Origin of the sequence: Paenibacillus sp. TAB_01 (assembly GCF_043945595.1) — a bacterium.
Lineage (GTDB): Bacteria > Bacillota > Bacilli > Paenibacillales > NBRC-103111 > Paenibacillus_S.
Window position 1 is genome coordinate 2,030,934 of the sequence record NZ_JBIFNP010000001.1, and the last position, 15,151, is coordinate 2,046,084.

At 52.4% G+C, this 15,151-nt stretch carries 11 protein-coding genes, 1 pseudogene and 1 other annotated feature (1 of these 13 running past the window's edge); of the genes and pseudogenes, 10 read left to right on the top strand and 2 right to left on the bottom strand.

The features are described from left to right. Positions 1–84, bottom strand: a binding site (T-box leader); it reaches 139 nt to the left of the window's first position. 62 nt (positions 85–146) lie between these two features. Beyond that, positions 147–1,340 carry a pyridoxal phosphate-dependent aminotransferase gene (locus tag ACHHV8_RS09670; RefSeq protein ID WP_395158082.1) on the bottom strand — a complete coding sequence of 398 codons (1,194 nt, stop codon included), beginning with the start codon at positions 1,338–1,340 and terminating at the stop codon, positions 147–149. A gap of 218 nt (positions 1,341–1,558) precedes the next feature. Here ACHHV8_RS09670 and ACHHV8_RS09675 point away from each other — a divergent pair, with 218 nt between their 5' ends. Together ACHHV8_RS09675 and ACHHV8_RS09680 are read left to right on the top strand one after the other, a co-directional pair. Then, positions 1,559–2,359, top strand: coding sequence for a methyltransferase domain-containing protein (locus tag ACHHV8_RS09675; RefSeq protein ID WP_395158083.1), 801 nt, complete (start codon positions 1,559–1,561; stop codon positions 2,357–2,359). 77 nt (positions 2,360–2,436) lie between these two features. Continuing rightward, a complete protein-coding gene (locus tag ACHHV8_RS09680) occupies positions 2,437–3,237 on the top strand; it encodes a carbon-nitrogen family hydrolase (protein WP_395158084.1) in 801 nt (266 codons plus the stop codon). Positions 3,238–3,542: 305 nt separating this feature from the next. Here ACHHV8_RS09680 and ACHHV8_RS09685 read toward each other — a convergent pair. Next, positions 3,543–4,486 (bottom strand): annotated as a pseudogene (locus ACHHV8_RS09685) (LysR family transcriptional regulator). 191 nt (positions 4,487–4,677) lie between these two features. Between ACHHV8_RS09685 and leuC the strand changes: the two are divergent. The 8 genes from leuC to ACHHV8_RS09725 all read left to right on the top strand — a co-directional run bounded on the left by leuC (position 4,678) and on the right by ACHHV8_RS09725 (position 15,150). Further along, positions 4,678–6,096, top strand: a complete 1,419-nt coding sequence (gene leuC, locus ACHHV8_RS09690) for a 3-isopropylmalate dehydratase large subunit (RefSeq protein ID WP_395158085.1) — start codon at positions 4,678–4,680, stop codon at positions 6,094–6,096. A 31-nt stretch (positions 6,097–6,127) separates the two neighbouring features. Beyond that, a complete protein-coding gene (leuD, locus tag ACHHV8_RS09695; protein WP_395158086.1) occupies positions 6,128–6,733 on the top strand; it encodes a 3-isopropylmalate dehydratase small subunit in 606 nt (201 codons plus the stop codon). Positions 6,734–6,869: 136 nt separating this feature from the next. After that, a complete protein-coding gene (locus tag ACHHV8_RS09700; protein WP_395158087.1) occupies positions 6,870–8,237 on the top strand; it encodes a UTP--glucose-1-phosphate uridylyltransferase in 1,368 nt (455 codons plus the stop codon). Positions 8,238–8,579: 342 nt separating this feature from the next. Further along, entirely contained in the window at positions 8,580–9,905 is a 1,326-nt protein-coding gene (locus tag ACHHV8_RS09705) for an extracellular solute-binding protein (protein WP_395158088.1), read from the top strand. A gap of 72 nt (positions 9,906–9,977) precedes the next feature. Continuing rightward, a complete protein-coding gene (locus tag ACHHV8_RS09710) occupies positions 9,978–10,877 on the top strand; it encodes a carbohydrate ABC transporter permease (protein ID WP_395158089.1) in 900 nt (299 codons plus the stop codon). Next, positions 10,877–11,761, top strand: a complete 885-nt coding sequence (locus ACHHV8_RS09715; RefSeq protein ID WP_395158090.1) for a carbohydrate ABC transporter permease — start codon at positions 10,877–10,879, stop codon at positions 11,759–11,761. The genes ACHHV8_RS09710 and ACHHV8_RS09715 overlap by 1 nt, the downstream gene beginning before the upstream one ends. Before the next feature lie 49 nt (positions 11,762–11,810). After that, entirely contained in the window at positions 11,811–13,598 is a 1,788-nt protein-coding gene (locus ACHHV8_RS09720; RefSeq protein WP_395158091.1) for a cache domain-containing sensor histidine kinase, read from the top strand. Then, complete coding sequence (locus ACHHV8_RS09725) at positions 13,576–15,150, top strand: helix-turn-helix domain-containing protein (protein ID WP_395158092.1); 1,575 nt, start codon at positions 13,576–13,578, stop codon at positions 15,148–15,150. Before ACHHV8_RS09720 ends, ACHHV8_RS09725 begins: the two co-directional genes overlap by 23 nt. Position 15,151: the final 1 nt, after the last annotated feature.

The window sequence follows — 15,151 nt, forward strand, 5'->3', positions numbered from 1 at the left end:
GGTTCGCGGTAAATTCTTTCAGCCGGTGGAATTTACTCTCTGAGCGCGGAAGAGGCTACCTACTATTCCCTTCATCACGTTTGGTATCATTTCATTTAAGCATAGCACGGGGTCAGCCAGTTTGTAAAGGTTCGGACAACCAGCGGTTACTTGAATAAATTCAATTTGGCGATCCGGTCAACCGCTTCCTGCAGGCGGGCCTCCGGCGTCAACAGTCCGAGGCGCACATAGCCTTCGCCGCTCTCGCCGAAGCCGATGCCGGGGGCGACGACAATTTTGGCTTCCTCCAGCAGCAGATCGGCGAGCGACGCCGAGGTATGCCCTTTTGGAACGGGGAGCCAGGTGAAGAACGAGCCCTGTGAGCGGTTTGCCTTCCAGCCGATTGCATCGAGTGCCGAGTACAAGACATCCCTGCGGCTCTGGTACATCGCAAGAAGATCGGCCACACAGTCCTGCGGCCCTGTCAGCGCGGCGGCAGCCGCTGCCTGGATTCCTCCGAACAGGCTGCAGTAGTAATGATCCTGAATCAGATTGATCAGCCGGACAACCTCTTTGTTGCCCAGCGCAAACCCGACGCGCCATCCCGCCATGTTATAGGTTTTGGACAGCGTGTAAAATTCGATGCCGACTTCCTTCGCTCCCGGGAGCTGGAGAAAGCTGACGGGCTTATGGCCGTCAAAGCCAAGCGCGCCGTAGGCGAAATCGCTGGCGACGACAATGCCGTGCTTTTCCGCGAAACGGATCGTCTCTTCGTAAAAGGAGGCCGGCGCCGCCGCACCCGTCGGATTGTTCGGATAGTTGACGAACATCAGCTTCGCTTTGTTTAAATCGTCTGCAGACAGAGCGCTGTAGTCGGGCAGGAACGCATTCGATTCGCGCAGCGGCATGAATGCCATCCGGGCGCCGGACAGCGCTACGCCCGACCAGTAATCGGGGTAGCCCGGATCGGGTACCAGGCAGACATCGCCGGGATTCAACAGACATTGGGCGATCTCGACCAGGCCGGTTTTGCCGCCGAACAGGATGGCGACTTCGGTCTCCGGATCCAGATCGACATTGTAATCTTCCTTGTAACGCTGCGCGACGGCCTGCTTCAGAAACAGAAAGCCGTTGAACGGAGGATAACGGTGGTACAACGGGTTCTCGGCCGCTTCCTGCAGCGTCTTGACGATATGTGGGGGCGTCGGCTGATCGGGATTGCCCTGACCCAGGTTGATTACATCATGTCCTGCGGCGATCTGCAGGTTGGCTTTGCCTACGAGCGTTGCGAAAAACTGCGTAGGCAGCACTTTCATGCGTTCTGCAGGCTGAATCGGAAAGGCGGAAACACGGGAACTCATCTATAGTCACTCTCCATACTTATTTTCATTAGTTTGGCCGACACATCGGACTAGCATTAATGTAACACGAAAGACGAGCAGATGTATAGGACTACTCTGGTTTTTGTGCTTTTCAACATTAGTAAAAGATAGTAAAATAGTAAAAGAATATGTTTCACTTGTCAATATAATGTTTCATTGAATGAAACAAGAAAAAAGCCGGGAAGGGAGTGGAGAAATTGCCGATCCATTTTCATGATCCTAAGAATCGCTTTACCTATACAACTAGGGAGGCGGATGCCGAGTGGCTGGAACTCATTTCGAAGCACGCGGCAGTGGCAGGCCGAAGAGCGGCGGATATCGGGTGCGGCGGGGGAATCTACACGAAAGCGTTGGCCCGGCTGGGAGCCGTGTCCGTGACAGGGATCGATTTTTCCGAAGCTATGCTGGAGGGGGCCGAAGCTAACTGCGGCCAGCTGGCGAACTGCCGGTTTTTACGGGGCGACGCCTCATCCGTTCCGCTTGAGGATTGCTCTGTCGATGCTGTGCTGGAAAGGGCATTGATCCACCATTTAACGCCGGATGAGCTTCAAGAGGCCTGCCGCGAGGCTTACCGCATTCTCGATGCATCAGGCGTGCTGATTATGCAGGACCGGACGCCTGAGGACTGTTTGCTTGCCGGAAGCCGGGAGCATCCGCGCGGTTATTTCTTTGAGGCTTTTCCCAAGCTGTCGGCGAAGGAAACCGGCCGCAGGCACTCCTCCGCTGCGGTAACCTCTGCGCTTCGGCAGGCAGGGTTTCATGAAGTGAAGGAGCTGCAGCTCTGGGAAATCCGTGAGCGGCACGCCTGTTTTGCCGATTATCGCACGGATCTGCTTAACCGGACGGGGCGTTCTATTTTGCACGAGCTGACGGATGACGAGCTTCAGGTGCTTGCGAAAACCATTCAGCAGCGGACGGGGTACGCGGATGAAGATCCTGTCGTCGAGAAGGACCGATGGACCGTATGGATTACCTGCAAAACCGCCGCGAAGCATTGAAGTTATATCCGGGTTCGACTATGATGAATACATCTGAACAGTTCATTTTATATAGAAAAGATAAAGGGTGAAGCGGCATGTCGAGTCAAAAATGGAATGTGGCCTTATTGCAAATGGATATTGCGATTGGAGAGCCTGAGCGGAATTTTGCCAAGCTGGAATCCATGCTGGAGGAAGCGGTTAGCGGTCCGGTGAAGCCCGATGTGATCGTGATTCCGGAAATGTGGAATACGGGCTATGCGCTTGAGCAGATTCACGAGCTGGCCGACCGGGACGGAGAACGGACAAAAGGGCTGCTGTCGGCATTCAGCCGCAAGCATGGCGTCCACGTGATCGGGGGCTCCATTGCCGAGAAGCGGCAGGAGGATATCTACAATACGATTTATGCGTTTGACCGCGAGGGCCGTCCCGCTGCGGACTATTCGAAGATTCATCTGTTCAGGCTGATGGACGAGGAGAAGTATTTGAAGGAAGGCGGCAAAATAGGGCAATTCGAGCTGGACGGCATTCCTGCCGGGATGATGATCTGTTACGACATCCGGTTTCCCGAGCTGGCCCGCAAGCTGGCCTTGGGCGGCGCCCAGGTTTTGTTCGTTCCGGCCGAGTGGCCGAATCCGCGGCTGCATCATTGGCGCACGCTGTTAACAGCGAGAGCGATTGAGAATCAAATGTTCGTTATTTCTTGCAACCGTGTGGGCATTAGCGGAACGACGGAATTTTTCGGCCATTCGATGATCATCGATCCTTGGGGCGAGGTGCTGGCGGAAGGGAACGAAACGGAACAAATTATCCGTGCCGAAATTGACTTGGGATTGGTGGCGGAGGTGCGCAGCCGGATTCCGATTTTTGAGGACCGCAGGCCCAATCTGTATAACTAATCTGTACAGCTAGTCTGCATAATTTATGCAGCAGCTTACACTTAAAGAGCCTTCCTGTGAACGAACGGGGCCTGCAACAGGTCCGAGGTTCGTCATCGGGGAGGCTTTTTTTCATTGCCGCAGCTTACCCGGTTCGAGTTGGGAGGAAGCGTGCGGGCCGCTTATGTACATGCTGCAGCGGGGGCAGCACCCGAGCGCCGTTGGCAGAGCAGAGCGACAGCCTTTACGGTGCTCCCGCTAGCAGGTGCTCTCCACGCATCCGCCTTTACGGTGCTCCGCTAGCAGGCGCTCCCGCGCATTCGCCGTTACCGCTCCGCTGACGAATGGTTCTGCGCGTCCGGTTTTGCGGGCTCCGCCTGCCACTGCATCTGCATGACCTCGCTGAAGGTGCTCATAAAAGCTTCCACCGCTTTGGACAAGTACCTTCCCTTGCGGTAGGCGATCACAAGCGTCCGGGTTGGATGCTGCTTCAGGGAAAGGTATGCCGGAGCAAGCTCGCTCCAGCCCCGGGAGACCATGTGAGGCACGAAGGCGATGCCCATGCCCGCCGCGACCAGCGACCGCACGGTTTCAATGTTGCTGCTTTCAAAAACGATATTGGGCGAAAAGCCGGCCTGGCGGCACAGCTCAATCGTAATTTGGCGGAAGCCCTGGCCTTTTTTTAGCGCGATAAAAGGCTCCTCCTGCAGATCCTCGATCCGAACCGAGCCGTCCGGCGAGGCCGCCAGGCGATGCTGGCGCGGAAGGGCCAGCATAATCTCTTCTTCGATCAGCGGCTGGTAGGTCAGCGAATCGTCCAGCAGCGGCAGCGACAGCAGACTGATATCGATCTGCCCGTTTGCCGTCAGATGCTCAAGGTTAGCCGTCGTTTCTTCCATCAGCGTAATTTCGATCTCGGGATAGCGGGCCTGGAATACCGGCAGCACGAACGGCAGCACATGCGCGCCGGTGATCGGCAGGCTGCCGACGACGAGCTTGCCCTTGCGCATTTGGGAAATGTCGTCCATTTCCCGCTTCAGCTGCTCGACCATGTCGAGGATCGCCTGGGCTTTGTCGACGAAGAGGACCCGGCATGGGTCACCTCGACGGAATTGGTCGTCCGCTGAAACAGCAGGACGCCGATTTCTTTTTCCAGCTTGGATAGCTGCTGGCTGAGGCTCGGCTGGGCGATGTGCAGCTTTTCCGCCGCGCGGGAGAAATTTTTGTCTATTGCGATTTGCAGCGCGTATTGCAGCTGTCTCAGTTCCATTTTTTAATGCTCCGTTTCTATATAAAATAGTGTATGATAGAATCATAGTGTCTAAGCTTAGCGTCAGAGGTTCTTATTATGTTTTCCTATCAAGCTTATAGATATTATATCTTGGAACAATGAATAAAGAAATGCTAGACTATGCACAAAGGATGAATTGATTATCATTCATGACTAATGAGGTGAATCTGATGGCAAAAACAATGTTCGAGAAAATTTGGGACAATCACGTAATTCATCAGGAAGAAGGCAAGCCTAGCATCATCTATATCGACCTTCAGCTGGTGCACGAAGTTACGTCCCCGCAAGCATTCGAAGGACTTCGCCTGTCGGGCCGCAAAGTACGCCGTCCGGATCTGACTTATGCGACAATGGACCACAACGTACCTACGAAAGACCGTTTCAACATTACGGACCCTATCTCCAAGCAGCAGATCGACACTTTGTCGCAGAACTGTAAGGATTTCGGCGTAACCCTGTTCGACCTGGACAGCATCGATCAAGGCGTTGTTCACGTTATGGGACCTGAGCTGGGCTTGACTCATCCGGGCAAAACCATCGTATGCGGCGACAGCCATACTTCCACTCACGGTGCATTCGGCGCGCTGGCGTTCGGTATCGGTACTTCCGAGGTTGAGCACGTATTGGCTACCCAATGCTTGCAGCAATCCAAAGCCAAAACATTGGAAGTTCGCATCACCGGCAAGCTGAACCCTGGCGTAACGGCTAAAGACTTGATCTTGGGCGTTATCGCCAAATACGGCACGGACTTTGCAACAGGCTACGTTATTGAATACACTGGCGAAGCTATCCGCAATCTGTCCATGGAAGAGCGTATGACCGTTTGCAACATGTCCATCGAAGCGGGTGCAAGAGCAGGCCTGATCGCTCCGGACGAAGTGACTTTCGAATATTTGCGCGGCCGCGAGTACGTGCCACAAGGCGCTGCTTTCGACGAAGCGGTAGCTCAATGGAAACAGCTGACAACCGATGAAGGCGCAGTATACGACCGTGTCGTTGATTTCGACGCGGACAGCCTGATTCCGCAAGTAACCTGGGGAACGAGCCCTGGTATGGGTACCGATGTAACGGCTCTGGTTCCAGACCCGCAAAGCTTCCCAACGGAAAACGAGCGTAAAGCAGCTGAGAAAGCAATTGAATATATGGGCATTACTCCAGGCACGCCTATGACCGATCTGGCTGTAGATTATGTATTTATCGGTTCCTGTACGAACGGGCGTATCGAGGATCTTCGCGCTGCAGCGGCAGTCGCACAAGGTCACAAAGTATCCCCTAATGTAACGGCAATCGTTGTTCCGGGCTCCGGACGCGTTAAAATTCAAGCGGAAAAAGAAGGCTTGGACAAAATCTTCACAGAAGCTGGCTTCGAATGGCGCGATGCAGGCTGCTCCATGTGTCTGGCGATGAATCCGGACGTATTGAAACCGGGCGAACGCTGTGCATCCACATCCAACCGTAACTTTGAAGGACGTCAAGGCCGCGACGGACGTACGCACCTGGTATCTCCGGCTATGGCGGTAGCGGCAGCGGTTAAAGGACACTTCTATGATGTCCGCAACTGGGAATTCAGAGTGAAGCAAGAAGCCTAATATCATTTTCTAAGTGAGGAGATTAACGACTATGGAAGCTTTTACAAAGCATACCGGCCTGGTAGGTCTGTCGAACCGCGTTAACGTAGATACAGATGCAATCATCCCGAAACAATTTTTGAAACGGATCGAGCGTTCCGGCTTTGGCCAATTTTTGTTCTTTGAATGGCGTTTTGACAAACAAGGCGAAGTGATCAAAGAATTTTCCTTGAACCAGCCGCGCTATCAAGGCGCTTCCGTTCTGATCTCCCGTGCGAACTTCGGCTGCGGCTCTTCCCGCGAGCACGCTCCATGGGCGATTCAAGACTACGGCTTCCGTGTAATCATCGCTCCGTCTTATGCGGACATTTTCTACAACAACTGCTTCAAAAACGGCATTCTGCCGATCAAATTGAGCGAGGAGCAGGTTGAAGAGCTGTTCCAGCGCACAGCGAAGCAGGAAGGCTACAAGCTGACTGTGGATTTGGAAAACAACAAGATTACGGACGATCAAGGTCTGGAAATCACTTTTGAATTGGATGAGCACCGCCGTCAATTCCTGCTGCAGGGCTTGGATGATATCGGCTTGACGCTTCAGCATGCGGACAAAATCGCAGCTTATGAAGAGGCTCACCAAGCTCGCTTGGCTTATAAATAAGTAATTGTGCAAGATAGAAGCTGTCTGAGTGAATACTCGGGCAGCTTCTTTATTTCTATCGTATGGAAAGCGTTCAAGGAAAAGTATGTTAAAATAACTCCAAAAGTGTCATTTGCGATAAAGAGGAGGCGGTTTCGTGAAATCAAGAAGGACGCAAGCGGAAGCGCTGCTGGCTGCCTATGGTCAAGAGCAATTGCTCCGTTTTTATGACGAATTGCCCATGGACTTGCAAGAAAAGCTGTTAGATCAAATTTTTCAAATCGACTTGAAACAGATCGATTCCATCCGAAACAGCACGAGTGCTGCGATAGAAGCTGAATTGGAGGGGAGTGATTTTTCACCGATACCAGGATATAGCTGGGATGACTTTACCAATGAGGCGAAGGTTCAATATGAGCAGAAGGGATGGGAGCTGCTTCAAGCCGGACGAGTAGGAGCTATTGTGGTTGCAGGAGGACAGGGGAGCAGGCTAGGGTATGACGGGCCCAAAGGAACGTATGATATCGGACTGCCGTCAGGCAAATCTTTGTTTCAACTGCAGGCGGAACGGCTTCTCAACATTTCAAAGAGAGCGGGAGCTGCCATTCCCTGGTACATCATGACAAGTCCGGAGAACGATGAGGAGACCCGACATTTTTTTGAACATGCGAACTATTTCGGGATGGATCCGGCGGATTGTTTCTTTTTTCAACAAGGCGTCATGCCTGTTCTGGACGATAACGGTAAAATATTGCTGAGCGGTAAGGGGGAGATCAGCCTCGCGCCCAGCGGTAATGGCGATTGTTTTGCTGCCCTAGAGCGTTCGGGAGCGCTTAAGGATATGAAGCGGCGGGGGTTGGCTTGGTTGTTTTATTATAATGTGGACAATGCCTTGGTCAAGGTGGCAGATCCATGCTTTGTCGGGTTGGCGGCATGTCATAATCATCCGGTTGCGGCCAAGGCTCTTGACAAATCGAGTCCTGAGGAGCAAGTGGGAGTGCTATGCTTGAAAAGCGGGCGACCCGCCGTTGTCGAATATACCGTCATTCCGGAACAAATGAAAAATGAACGCGATGAGAAAGGCAAGCTTGTTTACGGTCTTGGCAGCATATCCATGCAGCTGTTCCGGTTCGATTTCATAGAGAAATTTGCAAAAATAGATTTACCCTACGCTATGGCTCATAAAAAAATCCCTTTCATCGACCCTTCAGGCAAACGAATAAACCCTGACACCCCGAATGCGTTCAAATTCGAACGGTTTATATTCGACTATTTCCCTTTGGCCGAGCAAATTACCGCATTGAAGGTGAAGCGGGAAGAAGAATTTGCCCCTGTCAAAAACAAGGAGGGCGTCGACAGCCCTGCGACTGCACGGCAAATGATTCTGTCTCTCCATCGCAGCTGGCTTCTTGCCGCGGGTGTCCCCTGTGAGCGTCTGAAAGATCGCGAGATTGAAATCTCGCCTCTGCTCTCTTACGCCGGCGAAAATCTGAGCGAAGAGGTTATCGATTCGCTCGGTCTTTAGCTCCTTCTCTTTAAGACGAAACAAATCCCCGCCTGCCTATTGAGTCCGCTGACGGAGGGGAATGGGGTGTGCCGTAGGAACGAAGTGTTCGCCTTTGAACTCGTGAATATACCGCTGAGCGGCAAAATTCATGATTCACGAGTTCAACAGCGACCGTAGGCATACCCCATTCTCCGGAGTCTCAACGGATTCAAAAGGCATTTCCCCCTCTAAGAGGGATTTTTTTCGTCCTTATCTCCCCTTATCCGATATTTTTCTACCCTCCTCCTTATCAAATTCCCCTTACTGAAAGTTAGAGAAGCTTATAGAATGAGGATAGAAACGAAAGGGGAGAGTAAGAACATGAAAAAAATTACTAAAGCTAGTTTAGCGATGCTGACTGCTGCGACCATGCTTGCAGGGTGCGGGGGCCAACAGTCTGATGATAAAGGAGCGGCCGCAAGCGGCGGTTCCAAAGAAAAAGTAAAGCTTTCCGTATGGCATAACTGGACAGGCCAGGATGCGAAAGCGATCGCAATGCGCAAAATTTTGGACGACTACCAAGCGGCGCATCCCGAGGTACAGCTTGAAGTGGAAGGGCTGCCGACGGACGGCTTGAAAACACGTCTGCGCACGGTTGCTGCTGCTGATGAGATGCCGGATATGTTCGTGATGTGGCCGGATGCCATGACGAAGGAATTCGTTAACGGCAATCTGCTTCAACCGGTTGACGAATTTTTGAACAGCAAGCCGGAATGGAAAAATAACTTCATCCCGAACGCGCTCGACGGTTTTACGGTAGACGGCAAAACCTATTCTGTACCGATGAACCTGGCGCCAAGCTCCTTTATTTATTACAACCAAGCGATTTTTGATAAATACGGCGTGAAAGTACCGAAAACGTGGGACGAGCTGAAAACGGCAATTGATACGTTCAACAAGAACAACGTGATTCCGGTAGCTCTCGGCAACAAAGCTAACTGGGTATCTCAATCGACGATCTTCAGTACAATCGGCGACCGCGTAACCGGAACGGATTGGTTCCTGAAAGCCGTTACTCAGAACGGCGCGAAATTCACCGATCCTGAATTCGTCAAAGCTTTGACGGTAATGCAGGACTTGGGCAACTCCAAGGCATTCCAGGACGGCTTCAACAGCATCGACGAAAACCAAATGATCCAGCTGTATACGCAAGGCAAAGCGGCTATGTTCATGGATGGCGGCTGGGCGCTGGCTAACCTGGTAAAAACGGCTCCGAAAGAAGTGCTCGATACGACGCACATCACGATCCTTCCGGCTGTTGACGGCGGCAAAGGACAACCGCAAACGACTGCGGGCGTTGTAGGTACAGGTATGGGAATCAGCAAAAAGGTTTCCGGCGCCCAAAAGGACGCAGCGATGCAACTGCTGTACGCTTTGTCCGGACCTGAAGGCCAAAAAGCTACATTGGACAGCAGCACGCTGGTCAGCTACAAAATCGATGTAGATAAAGCCAAAGCACATCCATTGTTTGTAGAGCTGAACGAACTGATGAAGAATGTGAAAATTACGCCGGTGTATGACTCCAAGCTGAGCTCTGCGGCTGTCGAAGTCATCAATAACGGATTGCAAGAGCTGCTGATGGGCGGTAACCCTGAAGCGATTGCGAAAAAAATCCAGGACGCACAGGCAGGGGCTATCGGTAAATAACCAAAATCTCTTAAATCAGCCAGCCCTCCAATACGGAGGGCTGATTAATTACCAGCAAAGGAAGTGAAATTGATGACTAATACATTGAATGTGCGCCGCTTTGTGGTTCTTGGCTTGCTGCCTGCCTTAGTGCTCTATTCTTTGTTCGTTTTTGTGCCGGTCATTTGGTCGGCTTACTACGGCTTTTTCGATTGGAAAGGAATCGGCGCTGCCAAATTCATCGGGTTGAAAAACTATGTGGAGGTTATCCACGATCCGGTGTTTTGGCGGGCTTTGAAAAATAACGTGATCTTCGTCCTTGCTTCCGTGCTCGGACAGCTGCCGCTGGCGCTGGTATTGGCCATCGTACTGTACAAAAGCAATCCGCTTCAGCGGTTTTTGCGTTCCGCTATTTTTATGCCAATGGTTATGTCGTCTGTTATTATCGGGATGATCTGGCAGTACATTTATCACCCGCAAATCGGGATTTTGAACTTTTTGCTCGATGCCGTAGGTTTAAGCAGCTGGAAGCTGCAGTGGCTGTCGGATGACAAAATCGCTATTTTCTCTCTGATTCCTCCGCTGCTGTGGAGCTTTGTCGGCTTGTATCTGATCATCTTTATATCTGCGCTTCAGAACATACCGGGAGAGATTCACGATGCGGCTTTGATCGACGGGGCGGGCGGATTGAGAAAGATCGTATCCATCACGCTGCCAATGATTTGGAGCACCGTGCAGGTCGCCATTATTTTATGTATTTCCGGGAGCTTGAAATCGTTTGACCTTGTGTATGTCATGACCAAAGGCGAACCGGCGCATTCAACCGAGCTGCTCGCCACTTACATGTACAACTCTACGTTCTCTTCCTACCGCTACGGCTACGGAAGCGCGATTTCGACATCCATTATTATTATCAGCCTGCTCTTTATCGGAACCAGCCAATGGCTGACCAGCCGTAAATCGAAGCAGGAAGCGAAAGGAGGACATGCCTAATGAGCGGATTACTGGTCGAAAAATCATCGGTATCACCATTCAAAGCCGGCAGCGGGGCGTCCGCTAAGAAGTGGAAGAGTACGATCTTCTGGATCCTGCTGACCATTTACGGCTTGCTGACGCTGTATCCACTGTTCTGGCTCGTAATCAGCGCATTCAAGACGAACGCCGAATTTATGAACCGGCCCTTCGGACTGCCGGAGGCATGGCAGGTGGATAACTTTGTCCGCGCCTGGAAATCTTCTAAGATGGGAACGGCTTTTGCCAATTCCGTCATTGTTTCCGTCGTCTCACTGGTATTGACTTTGTTTATTTCCGCGTTGGCGTCGTTTGTTATCGCCCGATTGAAATTTAAAGGCAAAGGACTTATTTTAGGCTTTTTCGTTGTAGGGATGCTGATCCCGATTCACAGCACGCTCGTGCCGTTATTTATTTTGATGAAACAAATGTCGGTATTGAATACGTACTGGGCCTTGATTTTGCCTTATACAGCTTTTGCTTTGCCTACGGCTATATTCGTTTTGACGGCCTATCTGACTTCGGTGCCGAAGGAGATTGAAGAAGCGGCATTTATTGACGGAACGGGACTTTGGGGTGTATTCTTACGAATTATGCTGCCGATTTCGCTGCCGGCGCTGTCTACCGTTACAATTCTAAGCTTCCTGCATTCCTGGAACGACTTCTCGTTCGCTTTGGTGTTTATCAGTAAATCGTCCTTGAAAACTCTTCCGCTCAGCATTGCAACCTTTGCGGACGGCTATCAGACGGATTACGGCTTGACTCTGGCTGCGATGACGATTGCAGTGATTCCTACTATTATAGTTTATCTGGCATTCCAGGAGCAGGTAATGAAAGGCATGACGGCGGGAGCGGTGAAAGGCTAAGCGTCAGCGGCTTTACTGTGAACTTGACTGCAATGGAGGCTACGGTTTAATGCGGCGATGGTTGGGACTTTCTTTAGGACGTAAGCTGTCATTTATTATGCTGATTACTACGCTCATTCCCTTGGTGTTCCTTGGCGGCTTCGCCTACCGCATTTCCTCTGGCATTACAGAGGAGAAGGCGGAGCAGTCGGGAATCGATACGCTGCGCCAAATGGATGCGAATCTTCGCTTTATGCTGCAGGACGTCGAGAATTTGTCGATCACCTTAATCGGCCAAAGCGATATTCAGCAATATGTCAACCGTCCGGACGCGGATTTCGCCTCCCAGACCCGTATATTGGGGCTTATGGCTAATTTGGTCAGCTCCAAGGATTATATATCGAATGTGACGATCTATCCGGCCAATGCGAATCCGGTTCTTTCGACGGCTGCCATCTACAGCTCGGATCTGGAGGAGCAGGTAATGATACGAGAAGTGGGGACCAAGCTCTGGACGGAGCTGTACACCGTGGAGAAATATAACGGAAAATCGAAGGTGCTTTCTTTTATCCGTCCGCTTCGCAGTGTGAACAATTACCAGACGATGGGCTGGCTTGTCATCTCATTGGATGAGAGAGCCATTTCCCGCTACTGGTCTCAGCCGAAGCTTGGCGACGGGCAAGGGAACGTAGCTTTGATTAACGATAAAGGACATGTCGTGTCCGCGACGGACGATCAATGGCTGGGCAGGCCGTTCGAGTCGTTATATCCGGGGATATCCCCGGGATTGAAATCGGGAGCTTACGGCACGATCACCTACGGAGAGGGCAAGCACGAGAAGAAATCGATGCTCTATTATAAAGAGCCGCTGGTCGGCTGGACGCTGGTAGGGGTAATTCCCTTCGAGCTGTACAGCGCGCAGAACCGCTATATTTTGCAGCTGACGGCCATTGCCGTGCTGATTTCGATATTTGCGACGGTCGGCATCATTTTTTTCGTCGTTCACCGGGTCACCAATCCGCTTCGTGCGTTAACGAGGCTGTTATCCAAGGTTAATCCGGAGGAGCCTCTTCCGTTATACGCGACAAACAGCTCCGACGAGATCGGGAAGCTGGCGGAGAGCTACAACATGCTCGGCTCCCACATTGAGAAACTGAAGATGCAGGTGATTCGCAATGAGGCCCGGAAGAAGGAAGCGGACATGAGGGCGCTGCAGGCGCAGATCAATCCGCATTTTTTGTACAACACGCTTTCTTCGATTCATTGGATCGCCCTGTTGACGGAGGAGAAAAGGATTGCCGACATGGTCGGCGCGTTGAGCGATTTTTTACGCTTCAGCTTGAATAAAGGCAAGGAATTTTGCCCTGTTCATCAGGAGCTGGCTCATATTCGCAACTATGCCCAGGTGCAGTCCATCCGCTTTCCGGACAAGTTCGACGTCGATATCGTCGTCGATCCGGAGCTGCAGGATCAATACATGCTCAAGCTGCTGCTGCAGCCGTTGGTGGAGAATGCGATGATCCATGGCGTCCAGAAAAAAGACGGCAAAGGCCATATTACCGTTTACGTCGAGCGCAAGGAGGAGCAGATGTTTTTTCTCGTCCTGGATGACGGAATCGGTATGACGGAGGAACAGCTGGCAGCCATTTACCAAAGCTTGCAGGAGCCGCCGGATCAGCAGGACTTTTCGGACGTCGCCAGCTACGGTTTAAGGAATGTGAACGAACGGCTGCGGCTCCATTACGGTCCGGACGCAGGGCTGGTTATTGAGAGCAAGCTGCATTCGGGAACCCGCATTTCCTTTACCATCCCGATGCTGGAAGGAGGGGGAAGCCATGAAAATCTTGATCGTGGATGATGAAGTCATCATTCGTACCGGTCTGGCCAAAGTCATCAAATGGGATGAGCTCGGTCTTGAGCTGCTGGAGCCCGCCGCCTCGGCCGAAGAAGCATTGCAACGGCTTGCGAAAGAACGCCCCAACATATTGCTGACAGACATTCGGATGACCGGGAAAACAGGGCTGCAGCTGGCCGAGGAAGCGAAGCTGCTCATTCCGGGGCTGGAGGTCATCATTTTATCCGGCTATGACGATTTCTCCTACGCACAGCAGGCTATTCGCCAGGAGGTCAGCGACTATCTGCTGAAGACGAGCCGGCCGGAGGATATTATCCGGGCGGTGCTGCGAGCCAAGCAGCGGGTAGAAGAGAAGTGGGCTGCGCACAGTCAGGATCATTTCAAGCAAAAAGAGGCGGTTCACCGGCTGTTTGAACGATGGGTCATCAACGGCGAGGCGAATGCCGTGGATTCGAGCTCGTTCTCGGTCTACTTTCCGCGTCTGGACGGAGGCGGGCGTGACCCCAGCTATCAGATTGTTATCCTTTCCGCGGAGGGCTGGGAGGATACCGCGGTTTCCGGCTCGCTGCTTCACTTTGCCGTCGAGAACATGCTGCATGATTTGCTGAGCTGCGAGACGCTTTTGGAAAAGAAGCGGATCATTGCCGCGTTTGCAGCCGACCGCGGAGCGGAGGAAACCAAACGGCATCTGCGTTCCGTCTTTCACAAGATTGAGCAGCTGCTAAAGTGCAGCCTGTTCGCCGCTTTAGGCCGGCGCGTGGAGCGCAAGGAAGAGCTTCACGATTCTTATGTAACCGCAGCGGCGGCTTTCGGCTATAAAACGTTAATCGCCGAGAGCCTGTGCGACTTTGCCGATATCGTGCAGCGCAAAGGCGGCAAAACCGTCTGCACGCACGAAGAGGAGCTGGAGCTTTCCTCCATCCTGCTAGAGGATGACCCGGTCGCCTTGAAGGGCTGGGTGAACCGCCTTCTGCAGGCGCAGCTGGAGGACCCTCAGATGACGCTTGCTTCCATGGAGGCGCTCATCCATTCCGCGGTCATTGCCGCGCACCGCTGGCTGGAGCGCGTACTGACCGCTACCGGACGTCCGCTTGCCGCAGAAGGCAGCGAAGGCAGCGTGCCGCTGCGTCTCAAGCCGTCCGTCCAGCCGAAGGATGCGCTGTTTCAGCGTCTGTATTCGGTGATGAAAATGTATCATAACCGGCTGGCGGAGGGGCAGGCCACGCATGCCCAGAAAGCGATGGCCTATATTGAGGAGCATCTCGGTCACGATGTCGGGCTGCAGCAGGTGGCCAAGCACGTGCATCTGCACCCGAATCATTTGAGCGAGGTATTCAAGAAAGAAACGGGCATGACGTTCGGCGATTATGTCACCCGGCAAAAAATACGCCGCGCCACGGAGATCCTGAAGGTTTCTCCGGCAAAGGTCAGCGAGGTTGCGGCGCGGGTCGGCTATGAGGACGTTAAATATTTCAGTCAAATTTTCAAGAAATATACCGGCAAAACGCCAAGCGAATACCGTGAGGAGGCGGCTCAGCCGACAGGGCCGTCTTAAG

Bases quoted from the DNA above. Each gene is read 5' to 3' on its own strand.
- ACHHV8_RS09720 (WP_395158091.1), top strand. From the start codon at position 11,811: ATGCGGCGATGGTTGGGACTTTCTTTAGGACGTAAGCTGTCATTTATT.
- ACHHV8_RS09710 (WP_395158089.1), top strand. From the start codon at position 9,978: ATGACTAATACATTGAATGTGCGCCGCTTTGTGGTTCTTGGCTTGCTG.
- ACHHV8_RS09670 (WP_395158082.1), bottom strand. From the start codon at position 1,340: ATGAGTTCCCGTGTTTCCGCCTTTCCGATTCAGCCTGCAGAACGCATG.
- leuC (WP_395158085.1), top strand. From the start codon at position 4,678: ATGGCAAAAACAATGTTCGAGAAAATTTGGGACAATCACGTAATTCAT.
- ACHHV8_RS09705 (WP_395158088.1), top strand. From the start codon at position 8,580: ATGAAAAAAATTACTAAAGCTAGTTTAGCGATGCTGACTGCTGCGACC.
- ACHHV8_RS09680 (WP_395158084.1), top strand. From the start codon at position 2,437: ATGTCGAGTCAAAAATGGAATGTGGCCTTATTGCAAATGGATATTGCG.
- ACHHV8_RS09725 (WP_395158092.1), top strand. From the start codon at position 13,576: ATGAAAATCTTGATCGTGGATGATGAAGTCATCATTCGTACCGGTCTG.
- leuD (WP_395158086.1), top strand. From the start codon at position 6,128: ATGGAAGCTTTTACAAAGCATACCGGCCTGGTAGGTCTGTCGAACCGC.
- ACHHV8_RS09715 (WP_395158090.1), top strand. From the start codon at position 10,877: ATGAGCGGATTACTGGTCGAAAAATCATCGGTATCACCATTCAAAGCC.